This is a genomic window from Mesorhizobium sp. RSR380A, from assembly GCF_054719385.1.
This window is the reverse complement of sequence record NZ_JBTTIB010000001.1, coordinates 1,250,410-1,270,710: the sequence shown is the minus strand read 5'-3', so window position 1 is coordinate 1,270,710 and position 20,301 is coordinate 1,250,410. Positions and strand designations below refer to the sequence as shown.

Annotated in this window: 14 protein-coding genes; 9 read left to right on the top strand and 5 right to left on the bottom strand. The window is 59.2% G+C overall.

What is annotated here, in order from left to right:
* The first annotated feature begins 196 nt into the window (after positions 1-196).
* On the top strand, positions 197-922 hold the full coding sequence (locus ACYG9Z_RS06085) for an AAA family ATPase (RefSeq protein ID WP_023670888.1): 726 nt from the start codon (positions 197-199) through the stop codon (positions 920-922).
* Positions 923-1,001: 79 nt separating this feature from the next.
* Here the strand turns inward: ACYG9Z_RS06085 and ACYG9Z_RS06080 are convergent, their stop codons facing one another.
* Both ACYG9Z_RS06080 and ACYG9Z_RS06075 read right to left on the bottom strand, forming a co-directional pair.
* Entirely contained in the window at positions 1,002-1,214 is a 213-nt protein-coding gene (locus tag ACYG9Z_RS06080; RefSeq protein WP_023670889.1) for a DUF768 domain-containing protein, read from the bottom strand.
* 87 nt (positions 1,215-1,301) lie between these two features.
* Complete coding sequence (locus tag ACYG9Z_RS06075) at positions 1,302-2,780, bottom strand: M10 family metallopeptidase C-terminal domain-containing protein (RefSeq protein ID WP_023681029.1); 1,479 nt, start codon at positions 2,778-2,780, stop codon at positions 1,302-1,304.
* A 992-nt stretch (positions 2,781-3,772) separates the two neighbouring features.
* On the opposite strand from ACYG9Z_RS06075, the gene ACYG9Z_RS06070 reads away from it, so the two are divergent.
* From ACYG9Z_RS06070 to ACYG9Z_RS06045, 6 genes are all read left to right on the top strand, one after another.
* Entirely contained in the window at positions 3,773-4,999 is a 1,227-nt protein-coding gene (locus ACYG9Z_RS06070) for a glycosyltransferase family 4 protein (protein ID WP_023681030.1), read from the top strand.
* Positions 4,996-6,255: an O-antigen ligase family protein gene (locus tag ACYG9Z_RS06065; RefSeq protein ID WP_023681031.1), complete on the top strand. Its 1,260-nt coding sequence runs from the start codon at positions 4,996-4,998 to the stop codon at positions 6,253-6,255. Before ACYG9Z_RS06070 ends, ACYG9Z_RS06065 begins: the two co-directional genes overlap by 4 nt.
* Before the next feature lies 1 nt (position 6,256).
* A complete protein-coding gene (asnB, locus tag ACYG9Z_RS06060) occupies positions 6,257-8,254 on the top strand; it encodes an asparagine synthase (glutamine-hydrolyzing) (RefSeq protein WP_023821914.1) in 1,998 nt (665 codons plus the stop codon).
* 1 nt (position 8,255) lies between these two features.
* Positions 8,256-10,457, top strand: a complete 2,202-nt coding sequence (locus tag ACYG9Z_RS06055; protein WP_023753030.1) for a GumC family protein — start codon at positions 8,256-8,258, stop codon at positions 10,455-10,457.
* A gap of 69 nt (positions 10,458-10,526) precedes the next feature.
* Entirely contained in the window at positions 10,527-12,695 is a 2,169-nt protein-coding gene (locus ACYG9Z_RS06050; protein ID WP_027048988.1) for a polysaccharide biosynthesis C-terminal domain-containing protein, read from the top strand.
* A gap of 215 nt (positions 12,696-12,910) precedes the next feature.
* The gene (locus tag ACYG9Z_RS06045; RefSeq protein WP_084566348.1) at positions 12,911-14,116 is read left to right on the top strand and encodes an acyltransferase family protein; all 1,206 of its coding nucleotides are present in this window, start codon (positions 12,911-12,913) and stop codon (positions 14,114-14,116) included.
* A 49-nt stretch (positions 14,117-14,165) separates the two neighbouring features.
* On the opposite strand, the gene ACYG9Z_RS06040 is transcribed toward ACYG9Z_RS06045, so the two are convergent.
* Together ACYG9Z_RS06040 and ACYG9Z_RS06035 are read right to left on the bottom strand one after the other, a co-directional pair.
* Positions 14,166-15,302: an NAD-dependent epimerase/dehydratase family protein gene (locus ACYG9Z_RS06040; protein WP_023737042.1), complete on the bottom strand. Its 1,137-nt coding sequence runs from the start codon at positions 15,300-15,302 to the stop codon at positions 14,166-14,168.
* Between the two features lie 159 nt (positions 15,303-15,461).
* The gene (locus tag ACYG9Z_RS06035) at positions 15,462-16,139 is read right to left on the bottom strand and encodes a helix-turn-helix transcriptional regulator (RefSeq protein ID WP_023689781.1); all 678 of its coding nucleotides are present in this window, start codon (positions 16,137-16,139) and stop codon (positions 15,462-15,464) included.
* A 254-nt stretch (positions 16,140-16,393) separates the two neighbouring features.
* Between ACYG9Z_RS06035 and ACYG9Z_RS06030 the strand changes: the two genes are divergently transcribed.
* Positions 16,394-18,112 (top strand): sensor histidine kinase, encoded by a 1,719-nt coding sequence (locus tag ACYG9Z_RS06030; protein ID WP_023805943.1) that lies wholly within the window; start codon positions 16,394-16,396, stop codon positions 18,110-18,112.
* Between the two features lie 101 nt (positions 18,113-18,213).
* Here the strand turns inward: ACYG9Z_RS06030 and ACYG9Z_RS06025 are convergent, their stop codons facing one another.
* The gene (locus ACYG9Z_RS06025; protein WP_023670902.1) at positions 18,214-18,891 is read right to left on the bottom strand and encodes a LuxR C-terminal-related transcriptional regulator; all 678 of its coding nucleotides are present in this window, start codon (positions 18,889-18,891) and stop codon (positions 18,214-18,216) included.
* Between the two features lie 635 nt (positions 18,892-19,526).
* On the opposite strand from ACYG9Z_RS06025, the gene ACYG9Z_RS06020 reads away from it, so the two are divergent.
* Entirely contained in the window at positions 19,527-20,255 is a 729-nt protein-coding gene (locus ACYG9Z_RS06020) for a nucleotidyltransferase family protein (protein WP_023681041.1), read from the top strand.
* The last annotated feature ends 46 nt before the right edge of the window (positions 20,256-20,301 follow it).

Sequence of the window (20,301 nt, the reverse complement as noted above, 5' to 3'; positions counted from 1 at the left end):
TTTTCCTTGCAAGCTCCGTCGAGCGCAAGACGGCTTGCCCAGGCGAACGGAGCGATCGGCATCTCCGCTAGAATCCGGGCTCGGTGCCCAGATTCACTGACTGGAACAATCATTCAAATGAACGTTGGTGTGATCTGAAATCCGGCTAAGCTTGATCCGTAGGGGAATGACTGCTCGTTCGGAGACGCTTGAGCATATGATCATCGAGTTGTTTGGGCCGCCTGGCGCGGGTAAAACCACGCTGCTTCGCGGCCTCTGCCAAGGGCTGGCGAGACACGGCATCAATGTGAAGACAGTAAATGGGTATCGCCTGATTGAACCTGGATCGGCTCAGGATGACGCTCCGGAAATCCGCCATGGCATAGGAAGAATTGGCAAAAAGATTGCCACATCCGGTCCTATCTTGCTGTCGACCTTGCCAAAGGACAGTGTCGCGGCCCGGCTTCTGGCATCGATCCCTCTTCGAAGCCGCGTGTGGTCATGGCGAATGAAGGTCGACATCGCCCAACTGTGCCAGTCCTGGCGCCAAGCGCGGGAGTCGCCCGGTTGCTTCATCTTCGAAGAGGGCATGATTCAGGCTTTGTGTGCGCTGGGTGTGCTGGCTAGAACTCCAAGCCTCGACGCGGTCCGCGAGTGCCTGGCGTTCCTGCCGCGGCCGGATCTCGTTGTGCAACTCGACGCGCCCCAGGAAACGTTACGCCGCCGTCTTGTGGATAGGCATGCGCAGCAACCGCTCCTCGAGGTTATGCTGTTCGAACTTGGCGTGGACAAAGGATTAAGGCAGGCCGAAATCTCAAGAGAGGTCGGCGAGTGCCTGCGCCAGGACCGATGGCCGTTGATACAAGTCAATGGTGCTGAACCTCACGACGTGGACGGGGTCGTCGCGCGCGTTCTGGGAGAGCATGTTGGTCATGCTGCCTAGGCTGGCCCATGACCTATGATCCATGACACATTTATGCATTTGGCGCCAAGCCGGGCAGCATCTGCCGCCAAGCGCGCAATCATGTCGAATCGTGCTGATCGAGCACTTCGAGCATGGTCGTCAACATGCTTCCGACTTCCTCAGAGATTTCCTCGGGGCGGATTCCCGCTCTGATGGCATCCGCCGTTGCTTGGTCCGCAAGTTTCGCCGCAAGAGCCGGATCGGCCTTGGTGTAGAGTGGGATCTTATCCTCTACCCATTTCTGCAGGAATTCGATGCCGCGCGCGCTCATACCAAGTACAAGCTCGGCGGGGCTTCTTGGTTCCGTCAGCCATATTCAAGAACGTCAGACCATCTTGCTCAGGCTGACGTCCCACGGTCACGTCACGATGAACGAGGACGCCGTCAGAGCCAGATGTGGCGATAGAGTGGCAAATTGGATCTGATGTGCGCCGCCCGAGCCGTCGCTGTCAAAGGAAAGCGCGCCGGTCGTGCTGTTATAGACGATGTGATCGCCGCTGTCGTGCGCGGCCCTGCCGGCGTAAAACGCCGAAGAGGGAAGGGCGCCTGTATGCAGGCCGGCAAACACGGTGTGGTCGAGTTGGATCTTGTCGTGGCCCACTTTGAAATCGGTGACCTTGTCGATATTGCCGACCTTGAGAGCCGAATCGAAGACAAAGACGTCGTTGCCGCCATGTCCCGTCAGAACGTCTCTCCCGCCACCGCCGTTGATAGTGTTGCTCCCGGAATTGCCATCAATGGTTTGGGCGAATTCGTTTCCCGTGAGCTTGATGGCGGCAGTTCCCAATTTGCTGGTGGTCGCAAGATGCTCGACCTGCGAGCCGGCCGACAGCGCGTAGCTGACCGATGCCAGCACGCTATCGTTGCCGCTGTGCCGCAGTTCCACCACCTTGTCGCCGGCGTTGTTGACATAGTAGGTGTCGTTGTAGCCGCGGCCCATCATCGTGTCCGCGCCAGCGGTGCCGCGAAGCACATCCGCGCTACCCGTGCCGTAGAAAATGTGATCGCCGGTGCTGGTCGGAGGGACACTTGTGGGCGGAGGCGCTGTGCTGGTAGGCGGCGGCGTCGGTTCGCTGGCCGAAGGACCGCTTGCGGTGCTCTGGTTGTGTTGAAGGAACAGAGCCTGCAGCGTCGGCGAGCTCTCAAGCGCCGTGTCGCCCTGTTGAGAACCCCAAGCATAGGCATAGTCGAAGGCCGGCGAAGGCGCTACCTTGGCCCAGTGGTCCAACATGGTCTTTTCCTGAGCAACGCTGGGCAGGACATAGCGACCGCCCGTGTCGGTCGTCCAGTCGCCGCCGCCGAAGGTCTGATACACGGGAACGACCTGACTGAGCGGGATGCCCGAGGCGACGGCCGCCGCCACAGTCCTGTCGATCATGTTGTAATCAATCGTGCTTGTTCCGGTCCGTACCGGGTAGGGATCCAAGCCGTAATAGTCGATATGCGTGTTGGCAGGATTGAAGGTGTTTGAAAAGTCGGGGTTAGCGGAAGACCCCATGTTCATCATTGTTATGAAGGTCTTGGCGCCGGGCAGGTGGCTGTGGATCCAGTCTGACTCCGCCTTCAGATCAGCGGCGGTGGCATAAGTTCCCCATTTGCCGGTCGGGTCCGGCTCATCGACGAGGAAGAAGCCAAACACTTTCGGATTGCCGATGAAGGGCGTGACCTTCTGGATAAAGGAGGAGGTTGCACCATCGGCTTCATTGAGCCACACCAGGCCTTTCTGGCCGGCCGGCAAGGCGTTGAGCTGGTCCAAGGAAGATACATCAACAAGATTGAATCCGGCTTTCGCGACCTCGGAGGCCGACCCGCCCGAGGCGTAATGGAGTGTTGTCATTGACATACCCTTCGTCCGATTCGGTAGGCGCCCCACACCTGCCTAGGGAAAGGATCCATTAGCGACAAATCAAATACCGGCGTCCCTTGATAGAATCTTTGATCATCGTCCGGAAAACACAACAGCCTCGATGCTACGCTTGCGTCAGAGGTTTGTAGATGATCCAAGTATGTCGGGCGCTCAAGCCTGCAACGAAAGCGTTGCAGCGAAGTCTGCCGGAGCGCCTGCGCATTTGCAGTGGCGGCAATCGGCCAATGCGCGCTTCGGTTGCGCGAGCCACCGCCCAAATGCGCGCTTCCGCAGGATTTATTCGAGCTCAGACCGCAAAAGAATCGCGTCCTGGCGAAGCCCTCCCATTGCAGCCGCTCAATGCTCCTCGTGAGCAAAGCCTCGGCGCCAAATGTCCGCAAGGTCATGCGAGGCGCTCGCCGCTGGCAATTGCGGAGAGGCACTGAACTGGATCCCGCCGGGTTCAACCGAAAGGCGGGCGTGCGGGTCCGAATGACGGGGAGCATGGCAACGCGGTCGCCCATCCGCAGGAAGAGGCGGCTGGTGGTCCGACCGTATCCAAAGACCGGGTGAAAGCCTGTTCCAGACGAAGCGGTCGGGAGAACTGCCGGTGCGAGTCATCACACCATCTGGGTGCGATGTTGATCCGGCGTGAGAAGGCGGGCAGAGAACGCGAGCGCGCGGACCCCGTCGAACACAGCCCTCTTTTTCTAAATATCCGGCCCGCCGTGTCGTACGCGAACGTGTCGTCGTTGCACCGTCAGACCGGATGATCCAACGCACTGACCGAGGCGACAGCGATTGTGGCTGCATTGCCGCATCGTTGATCAGCTTGCTTCATGCAAACAGACGAGGACAGCACGAAAGCCTGCTCCTAGCGTGGGACTGGCTGTTGTGTGTTCAGGGGCGATGAAACCGGCCATGGAAACCGCGGATAGGGTCAGCTGTTTTACGAGATTGGGATCGCATCCAGGAGCGACAGGATGAGTCCGCATCTGGTTTGCGTTGGCGGCGAGGATCATAGACTAAGAATCCCGTTTCTTTTGGCGCTTCGCGAAAGGGGTTTTCAAGTCACTGCCGTTTCGAGTGATCTCGGAGCCGCCTTTTCACCCCATGGCATTGCCCATCGCCGATTCGGGTTCGACCGCTTTGGCAGCGGCGGTGCAGAATGGGGTGCTGTCGGCGCGATCCGTGAACTGATGTCCGAACTGCGTCCGGACATCATTCAAAGTTTCGACACCAAGCCCAATCTCCTAACTCCACTGGCGGTGCGCGGGCACGTTCCCGTCGTTCGCACCATCAACGGGCTTGGTTGGACATTCTCGTCGCGGGAGCCGCGGGCCCTGGCATTGCGTCCTTTCTTTTGCGGCCTTCAGGGGGTGGCGTCTCGTTGGACAGCCATGACCGTCTTCCAGAATAGTGATGATCAGGCCTTCTTCGAGCGCTATCGGCTGGTGGCTCGCGGCAAAGGGCGACTGATCCGGAGTTCTGGCATCGACCCCGATGCATTCTCGATGGCAAGGTATCGTGGTCCTTCGGCTGCCACGATGCGCGAGGAACTTGGCCTACAATCGGCCCAGGTCATAATATTTGTCGGTCGGCTCACGCGGCAGAAGGGGATTCCAACCCTCATCGAGGCGGTTCCTCGCGTTATCCGCGAGAGGCCCAACGCGCGTTTCGTACTTGTCGGCCCGCAAGACTCCGAAGGTCCGTTTGCCGTCAGCAGAGCCGATATCGAGCGCCATGTTCCCCACGTTGTCGCATTGGGGCCAAGGCGCGACATTCCAGCCCTCCTTGGCATGGCGGATATCTTTGCGTTTCCGACGCAATATCGCGAGGGAATTCCGCGTGTCCTGCTGGAGGCGGGATTGTCCGGATTGCCGATCGTCGCCTCGAATATGCCGGGCTGCAACGATGTGGTTGAGGATGGCTGGAACGGCTATCTCGTGGCGCCGCGCGATGCGGATGGCTTGGCCTCCCGGATAGTCGATCTTCTTTCCGACCCCGCCCGTGGCAAGACGATGGGCAGCCGTTCCGTCGGATTCGTGCGGGAGCGGTTCTCGCTGTCGTGGGTGATCGACCAGTATTGCGACCTGTATAAGACAATACTGGGTGGCAGATATCGCAGCAGGCTTGTTCAAGCTGCGCAGGCGAATCCGAGGGAAGAGGCGGTGCCAAGCCCCCATCGACTGGGTGAGGCGCGGCAATGATGCGTGATGCGCTTCTGGCCTTCGGCGTCGCGATGTCCTACGCGGCGCAACTCAGCATCCCAGGGCTGCCCTTCGGCTACAGCGAACTGTGCCTCACGCTCTGGATAATGCTGTCGATGACGCGAATCCTTGCTGGCGGCCAACTGGAGGTTACGCCGGCCCTGGCCAAGCTTGGGCTTTTCTGGCTGATCCTGGCGCTTGCCATGGGCGTGGGTTACATCATCGGTTTTCTGACAACCACGTTGTTCCTGGATCCGTTGTTGCACGACACGCTGGCCTATGTGCTGTTGGCGTGCGTCACCTGTCTGGCCGCTGCGGAGCCCAACGCGTCTTTCCGTTTGCGTCGTATCGCCTGGTGGATGGTTGCTATCGCGAATGCGGGCTTCATCATTCAGGTAGGGCTTGGCTTCGGCTGGCTCCATCAGGCTGGGGTCGAGCCCTGGTACTGGGACCGCTTCTGCGGATGGTCCGACAATCCGAACCAGCTTGCGCTCTACTGCGCCCTGCTCGGTCCACTGGCCTTGCATCTTGCCACAACCACCAGCAATAAATGGGGAAGATGCCTTGCCCTATGCAGCCTCATATTCACCGTTTACGTCGGAAGGCTGACAAAAAGCGATACCTACCTTTATACCACGGTCCTGGCTTGTCTGATCCTTCTCGGGCTGCGGGTCCGGGCCTGGCTGACGAGCGACGGCAATAAGGCGAGCCTTTCAAGGCAGCTTGCCGTCTTGATGGCCGTTGGCTTCCTGCCGCTGGCCCTGTCTATAGCGCCCTATGCCCTCAGCGAGGCCTCCAGCGCCGAAGACTTCGCCAAGAGCCTGACCAAAGACAAGGGCGGGGAAGCGACTGCCCAAACCGCGGCGCTTCGCCTCTACCTCTGGAATGCAGCCTTGGAGAAGGGGGCACGATCGGGATCGCTTGGACTGGGTCCGGGCCCGCACCTAGATAGTCCGCCCGTGGTCAATCAACAGTTTTTGCCGCGGCCCTTCGAGGCGCACAGCACCATCCTGGATCTCTACACTCAGGGCGGCCTGATTTCGGTTCTAGCCCTGATGTGGATCTTCGGCTCGGCTGCGTTGTCCGCCTGGCGGGCGAAGCTGGACGCTCTGGTGGCGCTCGTGGCATCGATCGCCGTTTTCAGTGCTCCGCATTTGGTCATCCGCCATCCGATCGTGTGGTTCTGTCTGACCCTCTGCCTTGCCGCTGGGACGCCGGAAGCGATCCCTGCGATTGTTCGCCAGAGGAGATGCTAGAATGTGTGGGATCGCCGGAATTTTGTTGGCGCCCGATGCAGCCAACGCAAGTGCGCTCAGGGCCATCGGACCGATGGCGACGGCGCTTCGTCATCGCGGACCTGACGGTGAGGCCTTCTGGGTGAGCCGTGAAGGGGGGGTAGCCTTCGGCCACCGGCGACTGGCCATCGTCGACCTGTCCGAAGCGGGTCGCCAGCCAATGCTCTCCGCGAGCGGTCGGTATGTCATCACCTTCAATGGCGAGATATACAATTTTCGCGATCTGCGCCGTGAACTGGAAGGGGCGGGCCATCATTTCCGCGGCGCCAGCGACACGGAGGTCATGCTGTGCGCGATCGAAAGCTGGGGCCTTGATGCAGCCCTCGCGCGCTTCGCTGGCATGTTTGCTTTTGGGCTGTGGGACCTGAAGAACCGAACGCTTCAGCTTGCCCGCGACCGAATGGGGAAGAAGCCACTCTATGTCGCCCTGACACGTGATGCGCTCGTCTTCGCCTCGGAGTTGAAGGCGATCACTCGCTTCCCAGGATTCACCCCGGAACTCGATGTCGATGCGGCGACGACAATGGTTTCCAAAGGCTGGGTGCCGGATGACCGTTGCATTTGGCAAGGCGTGTTCAAGCTGCCACCTGGATCAGTCCTGTCGGTCACTGCGGCGCAATTCGCCAACGCCCGAGGCACCGGTTCGCTCGCGCATCGCATTCACCCTTGGTGGTCGCTGGCCGATGTCGCCTGCAAGGGACAGCGCGATCCGATAGCTGCCAGCGACGAGGACCTCGCGACCGAGCTCGACAGCCTGCTCCGCCTGGCCGTCAAGGAACGAATGATTGCAGATGTGCCGCTGGGCGCCTTTCTGTCGGGCGGGATCGACAGCTCGACTGTCGTCGCCCTGATGCAGGCACAGTCCCGAAACCCCGTTCGGACGTTCACCATAGCGTTCGGGGAAGGTGGGTTTGATGAAGCTCCCCATGCGGCCGCGGTTGCTCGGCATTTGGGCACCGATCATACGGAACTTCATCTCTCGCCGGCTGCCGCGCTTGAGGTCATTCCGGAGCTGCCCCGGATTTGGGACGAGCCGTTTGCCGATGAATCGCAGATACCGACGCTGCTGGTGTCGCGCCTCGCGCGGCAACACGTAACCGTGGCGCTTTCAGGCGATGGCGGCGACGAGTGCTTCGCAGGCTATTCTCGACACTTCCTGGCAACCCGCCTCACAAAGCAGCATGAGCTGCCATTGTCATTTCGCCGGCTGTTGGCATCGGGGGCTGGGTTGCTGGCCCAAGCCTCTCAGAAAGATATCTTCGGCAATCTGCCGCTTTCGGCGAATATGCGGCATGGCTTGCGCGGTGACCGCCTGGCTCGCCTTGCCCGCCTGCTCGCGGCGCGAGATGAGGACGAACTCTTTCTGCAACTGACAAAATCTTCAGCCAACGACCTTGTTCATCGCAAGCCGTCGACAGCACCTACCGACACCACAAAGCTCGACGGCCTGCTCTCGCGTCTCCTATTCGCCGACATGACAGGCTATCTACCGGGCGACATTTTGGTGAAGCTCGATCGAGCCACCATGGCCAACAGCCTCGAGGGGCGATGCCCGATCCTGGACCATCGCGTCGTTGAATTCGCCTGGCGCTTGCCAGCCCGTGCCAAAGTCCGAAACGGGAAGGGCAAATGGTTGCTTCGCCGACTGCTTGATCGTTATGTACCACGCCGACTGGTCGACCGGCCCAAGCAAGGTTTCGACGTTCCGGTCGGGACTTGGTTGAAAGGGCCCTTGCGCGGCTGGGCAACCGATATCATTGCCACGATCGGCCGCTCCGGGGACGGGGTCATCGACCGTGAGAAGGTCGACGCATGCTGGCGCAATCATCTGCATGGAAGCCAAGATAATTTCCGCGACCTGTGGCCGGTGCTCATGTTTCAGGCGTGGCGCAACGAAGCCATGCGGCCATCGACGGTCGCCACGCACCCTTCTTACCATATCGAACTGACAGGGGATTGAGATGGAAGGTTCCATAGCCAACCGCGCCCGGCGTCCGCGCGCCAAGCAGATGGAAGTTGGGACGCTTGAAACCAATCTGCGCTTGATGCGGCCGCCACGCGAGCCAACGCAATCGTCACCCTTCCACCAGCTCGTCATCATCCTGACGACGCGAAAATGGTTCTTGCTTGCCATGGCCCTTCTGGGCGGCATCCTGGCCGGACTGGCAGGCTTCACCCGCCCGGTGCTGTTCGAGGCAACGACCCAGGTCATTATCGATGCCCCGAGCAGCAGTGCTTCGGGCGGCGTGGCATCCGCCCAGGACTCGCTGGAATCGAACATCGATGATCATCTGACGATGCTCTCCTCGCAAGGCCACCTGCGTCGGGTCTTGGCAGCACTGCGCAAAGCCCAACCAGTCGACGGTAACGGAAAGACCGTCGTCAATGCCGTCCCGCCCGCGGCTGGCTCGTTCCTCATCGATCTCCTGAACAGGGCCTGGAGACAGGATAACACGGTGGCGGAAAATCCGGACGCAGCGGACGCGCCCGAGCTGAAGGCGCTACGCAACGGAATGAGGGTCGGACAAGAGCTGCGATCGCGCGTCATCACCATCGGCTTCACCGATCCAAATCCGGCGCGTGCGGCACATGTCGCGAACACGTTTGCCCAGGTCTACATTCAAGATCTGGTACAAAAAAGCCGGGCATCGGATCAGGTTCATCTGGATTCGATAGTCGCCAGCCTTCCGCAAGTACAAAGGGATCTTGTCGAAGCGACAGATCGGCTGGAGACATACCGGCTCACGCATGGCGCCGTCGATCAGACTGCGGCCAACAACGCAGCCAGTGAGACAGCGGAACTCGGCCGGCAGATATTCCTATCGAAAGCCAGTCTTTCCGCGTCGGAAGCGCGCCTTCGCCGTATTGAGGACCTGCGCAAGGCGGGCGCCCCGGTCACGGCCATCGCTGAAGAAATCGGGTCGCCCGTGTTGACGGACCTGGTGACACGCCAGTCGGGTGCCGCCGCCGACGGCGATCTGCGCAACGCGATCGCCCGCGAAATGGAGCAAAGCGTTGCCCGAATCGCTGCCGAGGCAAATGTCTACCGGTCTCAGGCTACGGCTCTTGAAAGTCGCAAGGCGATGCTCGACGCGGCCGTGGCCGACACGGCGAGCCAACTTTCGGGGCTGCGTTCCCTTGAGCCTAGGGTAGCCATCGTGACGCAGCATTACAACGAACTCCTGAGCCGGCAGCAGGATCTGATACGTCGCATCGCCGCTCCTTCGCCAGGCGTAGCGGTCCTTTCGACCGCCTGGCCGCCGTCGACCCCCGTGACATTGTCGCCGATTTTCCTGATTCCCCCCGGCATGGTCGTCTTTGGTCTCATGGGGGCGGTCATTGTCCTGGTCCGCAACGGTTTCAACCAAACCTTGCGCAGTGAAGCCGAAGCCGAGGCCGAGCTTGGGGTCCCGTGCGTAGGACTGCTTCCCAGGGTTGCGGGACTTAATGCCAGAAAGCTGCGGCATCTGGTTCTGAGCCAGCAGAACTTGCCGTTCAGCCGCGCCGTGACTTCGCTGCTCGTCACTGCGGCGCCAACTCAGGGGAAGGGGCAGCCGCCGCATATCATTCTCGTGACGTCCAGCATCCAGGACGATGCCAAGACCGAGTTGGCATGGAGCCTGGCGCTGGCGGCAACGCGGCTGGGAGGAAGAGTGCTTTTCCTCGATCTCGATCGCAAGGATGTACGGCTCACGAACGGGTTTCGTGGTGAATTCAGCACCGACAAGGCCCGGAACTCCTTCGGCGACTATGTGAATGAACGTTGCGTGCTGAAGGATGCAATTACGAGGATGCCGGAAATCGGTATCGACCTCATGGCCGCTCCAGCACCTTCCGATGATCTCCTGACGCTTCTGTCCACCGTCGACAAATGCCAGTTCACCGAGGAGCTGCGTTCGGCCTACGACGTGGTCATCATGAACGGTCCCCTGGGCCTCGGGGGGCCTGAAACCAGGCTGCTTAAGCGCTGGGCCGATTCGGTGCTTTTTGCCGTTCGCTGGGCAAGGACGAGGCGCAGCATTGCCCGTGGTGCTCTGGATGCAATAGGGGCCGGCGGATCCGCCACCGTTCCAGTAGGGAGTGTGCTCACCCGGGTGAACCTGAAGAGGCTAGCCGGCTCCAGGCTCGGAGACAACGCCGATCTTCTGTTGGAGAGGGTTTGAAGATGCGTGTGCGATCTTCAACAGAAGCTCCAGGGAGCGATCGCGCCCCTAAATCGAGCCAGCTACACGATGATCATTGAATTTTTCGGACCTCCAGGATCCGGCAAAACAACCTTCGCACATGCGCTTGCGCAGCAGCTGCGCGGGAAAGGCTATCACGCCAAGGTCGCTCTCAGCTACAAGCCAAGCACCAGGGCCGCCAAATATGACCTCGGAATCTTTCTATTCATATCACGGATCGTATCGGCGATATTTTCAACCTCCAGAATACTGCTTTTTTCGGCAGGGCGAGCCGATGATATTTCCAATTCCTTTGCAATGGTGAGGATGATACCGCCAAGAAACCGAATTTGGCGCGCGCGAATCTGGCGATACATCCTGCACCTTTCGCGTTGCTGGAAGTCTGCTGAGCAATCGCCCGAAATTATAATTTTCGATCAAGGATATGTTCAAGCGATTGGTTCGCTTGCGATGTTTAATGGGAGCACCAACCCCAGAGCGCTGGAAAAGGCGCTCAGCCTCGCACCGGCGGCCGATCTCACCGTCAGGCTCTTGGTGCCAGCTGCGGTCGTGGAAAGTCGCCTTCGTCGGCGGATGGAGCTTGAGCCGCCGGCGGAACGGATTTTCGAGGCCGACTTGAACGTGAACATGCGCTCGTTCGCCGTTTTTGAAGCGATGCATGACCTCCTGACAACATCTGGCCGGGAAATCATCTCCGTCGAAAACACCGATGGTCCATCGACCTTTAAAAGTATTTGTCGGATTGAGAGACAAATACTTTCTGCATTGTCGCGCTTCGATAGGGCGGTCGGCGAAAAGCAAATTGAGTTGCCGGCTCATCGCGCAGATGTAACTGGTTCAGCAACCGCACCGCCGCGCAACAAGGACATGGGCTCGCGGCTCGCTTGGGCAAGCATATTCGCCTTGCTGATCTATATTGGTGGCGCTGGTTTGACCAGTCTTGCCCAGTTGGCAATTGCACGACTTATCGGACCTCACAACTACGGCATCTATTCCTACGTTCAGGCTTGGACGTCAGTGCTCGCCTATCTGGCAACGCTTGGTTTTAATGTATCATTGTTGCGTTTCCTCCCGGCCTATAGGGCCAGTGGCAGGCTTGATCTGGCCCGCGGCGTGATAAGATTTGCGCTGCAGAGATCGCTGATAGCGGCAACCTTGTTCGGGATGATCGGCGCTGCGTCCGTCCTGTTCCTTTCAGATCCAACGGAAAGAGGGCTTGAGACAAGCATCGTGCTCGGCATGATGGCTGTGCCCTTGGTTACGGCCTATGCTCTCGGAGCCACGCTTGTGCGTGCTTTCGGCGGCGTTGTCTCGGCGTTGTTGCCGGAGCGCATCATGCGAGACGGGCTCCTGCTCGTGTTGGTAGCGCTCCTGGCATTGTCGGGATTTCGAACAGTGGATGCGCCCTCGGTGACGCTGGCGGTGCTTGTGAGTTCCGCTTTCACAGCGGCGCTGGTGTTCATCATCGCTAGGAGGTTTGAACCACCCGGCCTGGGACACGCCAAGCCAAGTTATGCCTCGAGGGAATGGTGGCTTGCCGTCCCCCCGCTCATGCTCATCACTGGGCTCGATGTTTTCGTCAGTCGGGCAGGAGTCCTGGTTTTGGGCTGGACAAGCCATATTGCTGAAGCGGGTATTTTCGCGCTGGCCTTGAATGTCGCGATGCTCGTGGGCCTGTCCCGTATCGCCGTGGCAACCATGTTTTCGCCAACAGCAGCCGATCTCTACGTCAGAGGCGATCGCAGAGGCCTACAACAGCTGTTCGCGCGCGCAACCCTGCTTTCTGCTGGCGGTGCCATCCTGGTGGCCGTCCCAATGATGGTGATAGTCGAGCCGTTCTTGAGCTATTTCGGTGAGGGTTATAGCGCGGGAGCGCCGATCGCACGGGTTCTGATTTTGGGATATGTCTTTGTCGCGCTGTGCGGGCCCCAACAGAATCTCCTGACCATGACTGGAAATGAATGGGCTGCGGCAACGACGATGGTAGCGGGTGCTGTGGCCAATATAATTGCCTGTGCAGCCGGAGTTGCGGTGTACGGCCTGCTTGGCGCTGCGGTGGGTGTGGCACTTGCACTGAGCATCTGGAGCATTGCCATGGCCGTCTATATCCGCAAGCGACTGAAAATCATGCCAGGCTTGGTTTTTGCCTTGCTGTCGATGAGGCCGAGCGCGGTCGATGCCCGTCAATGGCATTGGTTCTTGAGGGCGAGCAAATGAGAGCACTGTTTTGGCTACGGTGATCGCCGTCGTTCGGGCAGGAAGTCACGAAGCCCGGATCGCACAAAGGCCATAGGGCTGCACAGACGCTTCGGCGTATCTCTGTTCCGGACACCCGCGCGGGCAGCCGATACTTCGCGGGCTGTGTCCGTCATTTGAAGGATGCATCAGTTTCGGAGGCGCCCCAGGGTGTGCTCACAATCTGCGGAGCATCCATGGAACAAGCCCGAATGGCGAGCGCCTCGGCGCCTGCAGTGCGCCGTCGCTCGGAGAGATCGACGCCTGTCGAGCGCAGCCAACGCGAAACCCTCACCCAGGTCCAGGTCCTGCGCGCCCTCGCGGCTAGTTCGGTCGCGCTGCGACACGCCCAGCATGATGCGGCCACCCTGGAATTACAGGCCGGCCGCACCTTTCAGAGCTGGAATCCGATACCATGGAGCGCTGGAGTCGATATTTTCTTCGTGATTTCCGGCCTTATCATGGTGCATACGTCGCGACAGCTGTTCGCAAAGCCCGGGGGCGCGCGTCTCTTCATTTCCCGCCGGATCGCGCGAATTGTCCCGCTATATTGGGCGCTCACCTCGCTCTACATTGCGGTGGCGGTGGCCGCCCCAAATCTTCTCAACCAGAGCTACGTCGATTTCAGGTTTGTAGTCGAATCCTACTTATTCGTTCCGGCCAGTCGCCCTGACGGCGTCGTTCAGCCGGTCTACGAGTTGGGTTGGACGCTCAATTATGAGATGCTGTTTTACGTGCTGTTCACGGCGACGATCGTGCTGCCCATGCGGTGGGCAGTTACGGTCCTGCTCACGATCCTGGTTGGGATGGTGCTCTTGGGCGCTCTTGCGGCTCCTTTGCCAGAGCCTTGGGGTTTCTGGACCAATCCGATCATCCTCGAATTCGCTTTCGGCGCGATGATCGGGGTCATGTGCGCCTCGGGCCTGCGGCCTTCCGGCCCAATCAGGGCCTGTGTCGCCGCAACGGGACTGGGTGCCCTGATGCTTGCGGCGGCGTTTCCCGATATCTCGGCCGGCCTTGGTCGCCCTGTCGTGTATGGCATTCCGGCGTCTCTAATTGTTTGGAGTGCTGCCTTGGCACCCCCGGGTAAACTGAGGCATGACAGCCTGGCGGCGAGGTTGGCCGCTGGCGTTGGCGATGCGTCATACGCTCTTTACCTCATGCATCCATTCGTGATCCGCGCCATGCGCATATTGTTCTGGCGTACAGGCTTGATCTTTGTGCTCGGCCCGTGGGCCTTCATCGGTTCCGCCTTGGCGATAACCGTGGGCGTGGCATTTATCATCCACCGTCTGTTCGAGAAGCCGCTCACCCGCTATGCGCGGCGCCTTTTGGGGGTCGGGCACGGCACAGGACGGCAGCTTGGGTCCCTTCCATTGCCGGCGTATCCCAAGACAGATTGAAGGCGAGCCGCGACCCTGCCACACCAAGGAAATGCCGCTGTTGTGCTCACTATGCCGTTGCCGTAAGGCCGGCTGGTCGCACCTGTCCGACGGGGCATGCATGGAATTCCCGATACCATTCCACGAAACGTTGCACGCCGTCCTCCAGTGTTGTCGCCGGTGCGAAGCCAACGGCGCGGCGGAGGTCCCTGACATCGGCGCGGGTTTCCAGGACGTCACCTGGTGGTAAAGGTACGTTGACGCGAAGGGCGCGGCGGCCAAGGGCCGTCTCGATGAGCGCGATCAGATGGTTAATTTCTTCAGGCCGATCATTGCCGATATTGTAGAGCCGATACGGCGCCGAGCTGGTGGCAGGATCGGCAGCGCGACCGTCCCAATCGGGATCCTGACACGGTGGTTTGGCGAGCACGCGAACAACCCCCTCTACGATGTCGTCGATATAGGTGAAATCCCGCCATACGCGCCCGGCATTGGCGATTTCGATCGTTCGGCCCTCGGCGATGGCATGGGTGAAAGTATAGACAGCCATGTCGGGCCTGCCCCAGGGACCATAGACGGTGAAGAAGCGCAGTCCGGTTGCGGGCAAGCCGAACAGATGGCTGTAGGAATGCGCCATGCACTCGTTGGCGGCCTTGGTGGCGGCGTAGAAGCTCACCGGATGATTGGCACCATGATGCTCGGAAAAGGGTATGCGTCGATTGGCACCATATACGGAGCTCGACGAGGCATAAACGAGATGGCTGACGCCGGCGTGTCGGCAGCCCTCCAGAACGTTGAGAAACGCGACTATGTTTGACTCCACATAGGCATGCGGGTCCACGAGCGAATGACGTACCCCGGCCTGGGCGGCCAGATGCACGAAGTGCGATGGCTGGAATTCGCAGAACAGCGCTTTCACCAGCGACCGGTCCGCCAGGTCGAAGCGCATCGGCGTGAACCTCGGCTCGGCGCAGAGCCGTGTAAATCGCGCCTCCTTCAGCTTCAGGTCGTAGTAAGGCGTGAAGTTGTCGACGCCGATGACCTCGGCGCCGAGCCGCAAAAGGCGTAACGCAACATGAAATCCGATGAACCCAGCGGCGCCCGTGACGATGATCGGCCCCGTGTGCGTAAGGGTCGACGCAGCACCATCCTGCAGCCCGTGAACGATATCCGCCAGCTTGTTGACCTTCGAATCTGCTTCGGCCATGGCAAGTCACTCCCGTTTCCAGGTTCCGCGTTCCGCGCTATCTCGGCAGCGCTTGAACGATCGGAAATGGCGCCGCCGGCCTTGTGATCTACGCGACAGCGCGCTCAATGCGGGCCGCCGCTGTCTGAATCAAAGCGGATGCAGACAGCAGTCGATTTCTCATGGCAAAACCGAAATGCGCCCCAAAAGAGCCACTAGTTCCGCCTGACGCCTCGTGTCGGTCTTGGCGAACAGCGAGGCGAGCTGAGAGCGGATAGTCGTGCGACTGAGATGCCAGCTGCGGGCGATCTCCAGGGGCGCGTCGCCATGGGCCAGGCGTAGCGCCAACTGCGTTTCCGCGCTGGTCAAACCGAACATCCGTTGCAACGTGCGAGGGTTGGCCGCCGATTTGTTATCCCGGTCCAGCAATGCGACGACGGTTGTCCCGTCCGGTGTAACGACCCCCGTCTCGTTCATGGTCACCGGCCTGTCGCCTCTGCTGTGGATCACTACCCATGAGAGTGAGCCCGGCTGGAGGTGGACCGGAACATTCGCGACCAGCCGCCTCAACCCGGCAGCAAGCTCGACGGCTGTATCAGTTGCTTCGCCCTGGCGTGCGAGGGTGTCCCGAGCGGCAGCGTTCCATTCTATTACTTTCTTGTCTCGGTCCAGGACGAGATAGCCGCAACCCATACGATCAAGCATGCCGGTGATGGATTCCAGGCTGCGTCGTCGAGATCCGCCGACCCTTGCGTCCGGTCGGTCCACAAGGCTTATCGGCCTTTCGTGGCGGGTATCGTTCAATACAATGTATTGCCTGCCTGCAAGCGCATCGTTTCGCGTTTCAATCAGTGTCATCGCTTCCACCCAACCCATTGCTACTGACGCAAATCAAATCTGATGAAGTTGCTGCTTCAACTTGAATTTCCACATACTGCGAGAAATCTGCGAATGGTTTTTCCGCAGCGTCTCTTGGATATATCTTTCTGAAGAGCGCTCCTGACACCATGATTTTATTCGCCGGCAAAGTCATGGCAATCGGGCATTGGGATTAGGTGCCACCCCTTCGGCCTAGTCTCGACGGACTAGACCGAAAGTTGTAGTCTTTGCGCATGGGTTCGGACCTGCGCTGGCTCAAATCGAATGTGTCGAGCACTACGTGGGCTCATCTAGCTTCGCTTTTGGTGTTTGCAGCATCGATAGCATTCGAGGCGATAAGTACGGTATATGGCGGCCAGCCGTTGCCGCTTGTTGCGTTTATCCCCATAACCGTTGTCATCGTGTATCTTGAGGGCCGTTTTGTTGCCATCGCAGCAACGCTTCTGATGGCGGTCGCCGGCTTGTGGATGCGACACCTGTTGGACGGTCACCTCACTGGTCGAGACTGGACCGGGGCCGTCTTCCTTCTGGGTTCGGGTAGCCTGATCGCAACCGTGTTCCACCGCCTGCGACAAGATCTGCACGGCGCGCTCAGGGTGGCAGAAGCGAGGCTCGCTGCCATCGATGCTGCCGCCTTGGGCTTTGCTAATACCAATCGCCATGGCGAACTGCTGCAGTCGAACAGACGGCTTTTGGAGATGACTGGCTACGCGCACAAGGAACTTGCCCAACTGGAGCTGGAGGAACTCATTTTCCCCGACGATCGAGGTACTGTGCGGAAACTTTTGCAAGATTTGGGCAATGGGACCGCGTCGGCGACGGATATCCGCGTTTTGCGCAAGGATGGCACGGCATTTTGGGCTCACCTGGCCCTGTCTTCGTCGCGGCCGGACGAGGCGCCAAATGAGAGCGTATTCGTGGTGGTTGACGATATTTCCGAGCGACAAGCGGCACGCGAGGCCCTTCGGGCTCAGAAGGAATGGCTCGATCTCGCCGTATCTGCCGGGCGCCTGGGCACATGGCAAATAGACATTGAGGATGGGACAGTCGCCGGCTCCGGCAAGTTCTGGGACATCCTTGGTCTGCCTCCGGCCCCAGTCCGCCGCTTGGAAGAACTCTCGGCCGTAATCCATCCCGTCGACTGGCCGAAGTTGTCCGCCTCGGCAAAGCCTTCATCGGCCTTGAACTTTGACGTCGAGATTCGCGTCCGGCAAGTGGATGGTCACACACGCTGGATTGCATTGCGTGGACGGCAGGAAGAGCACGGCGACCGCAAAATGCGCATCGGGGTGGCGGCGGATCTGACCGAACGTCGACAAACAACTTTGCTTCGCGCCGCCGTAAAGAGACGCGAGCGCATAATGCGCGAAGAGCGCCATCGGTTCAGCAATGTGTTTCCAGTGATTAGAGCTCTGGTCAACATGATCGATATTCCCGACAATGATGTTGCCAAATACAAGGAGATGTTGATCGATTGGATTCGAACACTGGAGGCGACCCATCGCATCCTTTCTCGTCATGCCAACCTGTCAGGGATGCTCCATGAACTCGTGGACCGGGAATTGCAGCCCTTCAAGGAGACACGCGACATTACGATCAGTGGACCTTCCCTCACTGTGCCAAGCGGCGCCGCCGAGGGCTTGGCGATGATCCTTCACGAGTTGACGACAAACTCGGTGAAACATGGTGCGCTGGGTGACCCGAATGGCAAGGTCGAAGTTAAGTGGCGATTTGCATCCGAGGACGAAGGTGACGACCTCGTGTTCGACTGGGTGGAATCGGGCCGACGGAAGAGTTCAAAAGTCGTACGCCGCGGGTTCGGGTCACTGATAATCGGTGTGGACAGCACGCCGCTTGTCGGGCATTCCCCGAATATGGAAATAACCGAAGATGGCCTTCGATATTCGCTGCGTGTATCGCGCAAAGAAATTGAGGAATTTGGATTGCAATAGAGCCTCTACAAGTCGAAGCCGAATTGGCCAATTAACCGATGGTGTGGGCCCTTTGCTGCGATTTCCTGCAAGCAAACTCGGGCCGGTTCGAGGGGCATACGTCAACTCGCCTGTCTCGTCAGCCAGCTTTGGAGCAACACAGCTGCTTCGGTACGGTTTCTAACCCCAAGCTCACGCAGCACGGCTGCGGCATGGATTTTCGTTGTCGCCTCGGCAATGTCCAGATTACGGGCAATCTCCTTATTCGAGTACCCCTCTGCCATCAGCTTGAGGACGTCCTTCTGTCTAGACGTCAGCCTAGCGACGTCGCCCGAGCCCTCGTGCCGGCGGCTGGGATTTTGAACCGGAGGTGGGGGGGCATGCGATCTCTGGTCGGCAGACGTTCGAGATAGCAGAGATGGCACATAGATCCGGCCAGCGAGGATTTCGTTTACAGCCAGCACGACTTCTTCGTCGCTCTGCGATTTGACGATATACCCGTGAAGTCCGATCGAAAGCGCGGTCAGTATCTCCGAGCGGGAATCATCCCCGGAAACGATCGCAAAGCGAGTGTCAGGATAGGCAGCCATAAAGTCGCTGAGCACTTCCTGATGGAACAGCCCAGGCATGTTCAGATCGAGGATCGCAAGATCGATGGACGCCTGCTCCTCTAAAAGATTGACCGCGGCATCGAAACACGAAGCTTCGAATATTTCGGCGCTTGGAATTCCAGCCATGAGTGCCAGCCGGAGACCACGCCGATATAAGCCGTGATCGTCGGCAATGACGATCCGAGCCATGCAACTACCCCAACGCGTTACTCGGTTCCCGACGAGAAAACCCGCTGGAACCTCCCATTCGCCTATGATCGACAATCCGTGGTGGTCCTAAAATGGCGGCCATCCACTGGTCAACGCATCACAGTGATGTCCGCAGCGTCCCATCCACGCACATCCAGAACGTCTAATATAATACTAAATTGCGAAGCTCATCCATAGATTTTTAACCCTGGCGTGCGGTGCCTGTCGGCAAAACGATGCCGGTTTCCCATCTCTGGGTCCAAAGCCAGCTGTTCAGGACCATCGTAATCATGTGGCATCTGTTATGTCGCCACCCGCTGTCGCCGGACCTGTAGGCCGGTCCGGCCCTGGCGGATCGCAGCTTTCTTGAAAGCAACTGCTTTCGTTTTTATCGGCGTCATGATCAGTGCCCAATCGCGCTTCTATCGGCTGTTGATCTCGTGGCCATCTAATACCTTGAACGTTTTGAATCCCTACCATTCGAATGCACGACGACAGCCGCCCCGGCTGTCACATACCTTTTCGCATATGATGTTCGGATTGCCGCCGAGGTTTGGCCGGATTTGAGGGTGTGCCCTGGCCGGACAATGGAACACCGATCCCGAACAAAGCCAACTGCAGATCAGGAGGATCGAATGAAAGCGGTGATTCAATGTGGTGGGATGGGTACGCGCCTTCGACCGTTTACATCGGTCCTGCCGAAACCATTAATGCCGATAGGGGCCCGGCCTGTTCTTGAGTTGCTTTTGAAGTGGCTGCGGCGCAACGGCATTGAAGAGGTATATATTACGACAGGGTATCTAGGACATTTGATCCGTAGCGTCTGCGGCGACGGATCGCAATGGAACTTGAAGATCAAATATACCCAGGAAATGGAGCCACTCGGCACCGTCGGACCTCTCTCTCTGATTAGGGATGAACTGAACGAAACATTTGTCGTTCTGAACGGCGATGTCCTCACAGATCTAAGCCTGAGCCGGTTTGTAGCCGCGCACCGCTTGCATAGGGATCCCGTTACGATCGCCACGGCGTGCCGTCATATCAAGATGGACTTCGGGGTCATCGACGAGATCGACAATACCGTCCAGCTCTTCCGGGAAAAGCCGACGCTTTCCCATCTCGTCAGCATGGGGATTTACTGCATGAACCCAGATGTCCTGCGGTTCATTCCGTCCGGGATCCCATTTGGGTTCGATGACCTGATGCTGCAGATGATGCAGGGCGGCACGACCGTGCATGTTTACAAGCATGACGGTCTTTGGCTCGACATCGGTCGTGTCGATGACTTCCAGAATGCACAGGCAATTGCCTGGGAAGATCAGTCGTCCTCAATCGAGGTCGCGGCTGCCGCTGCAGCCGCATGAAAGTCTGATGCAGAGGTCTAGCCACTAACAAGGCTTTCAGGAGGTC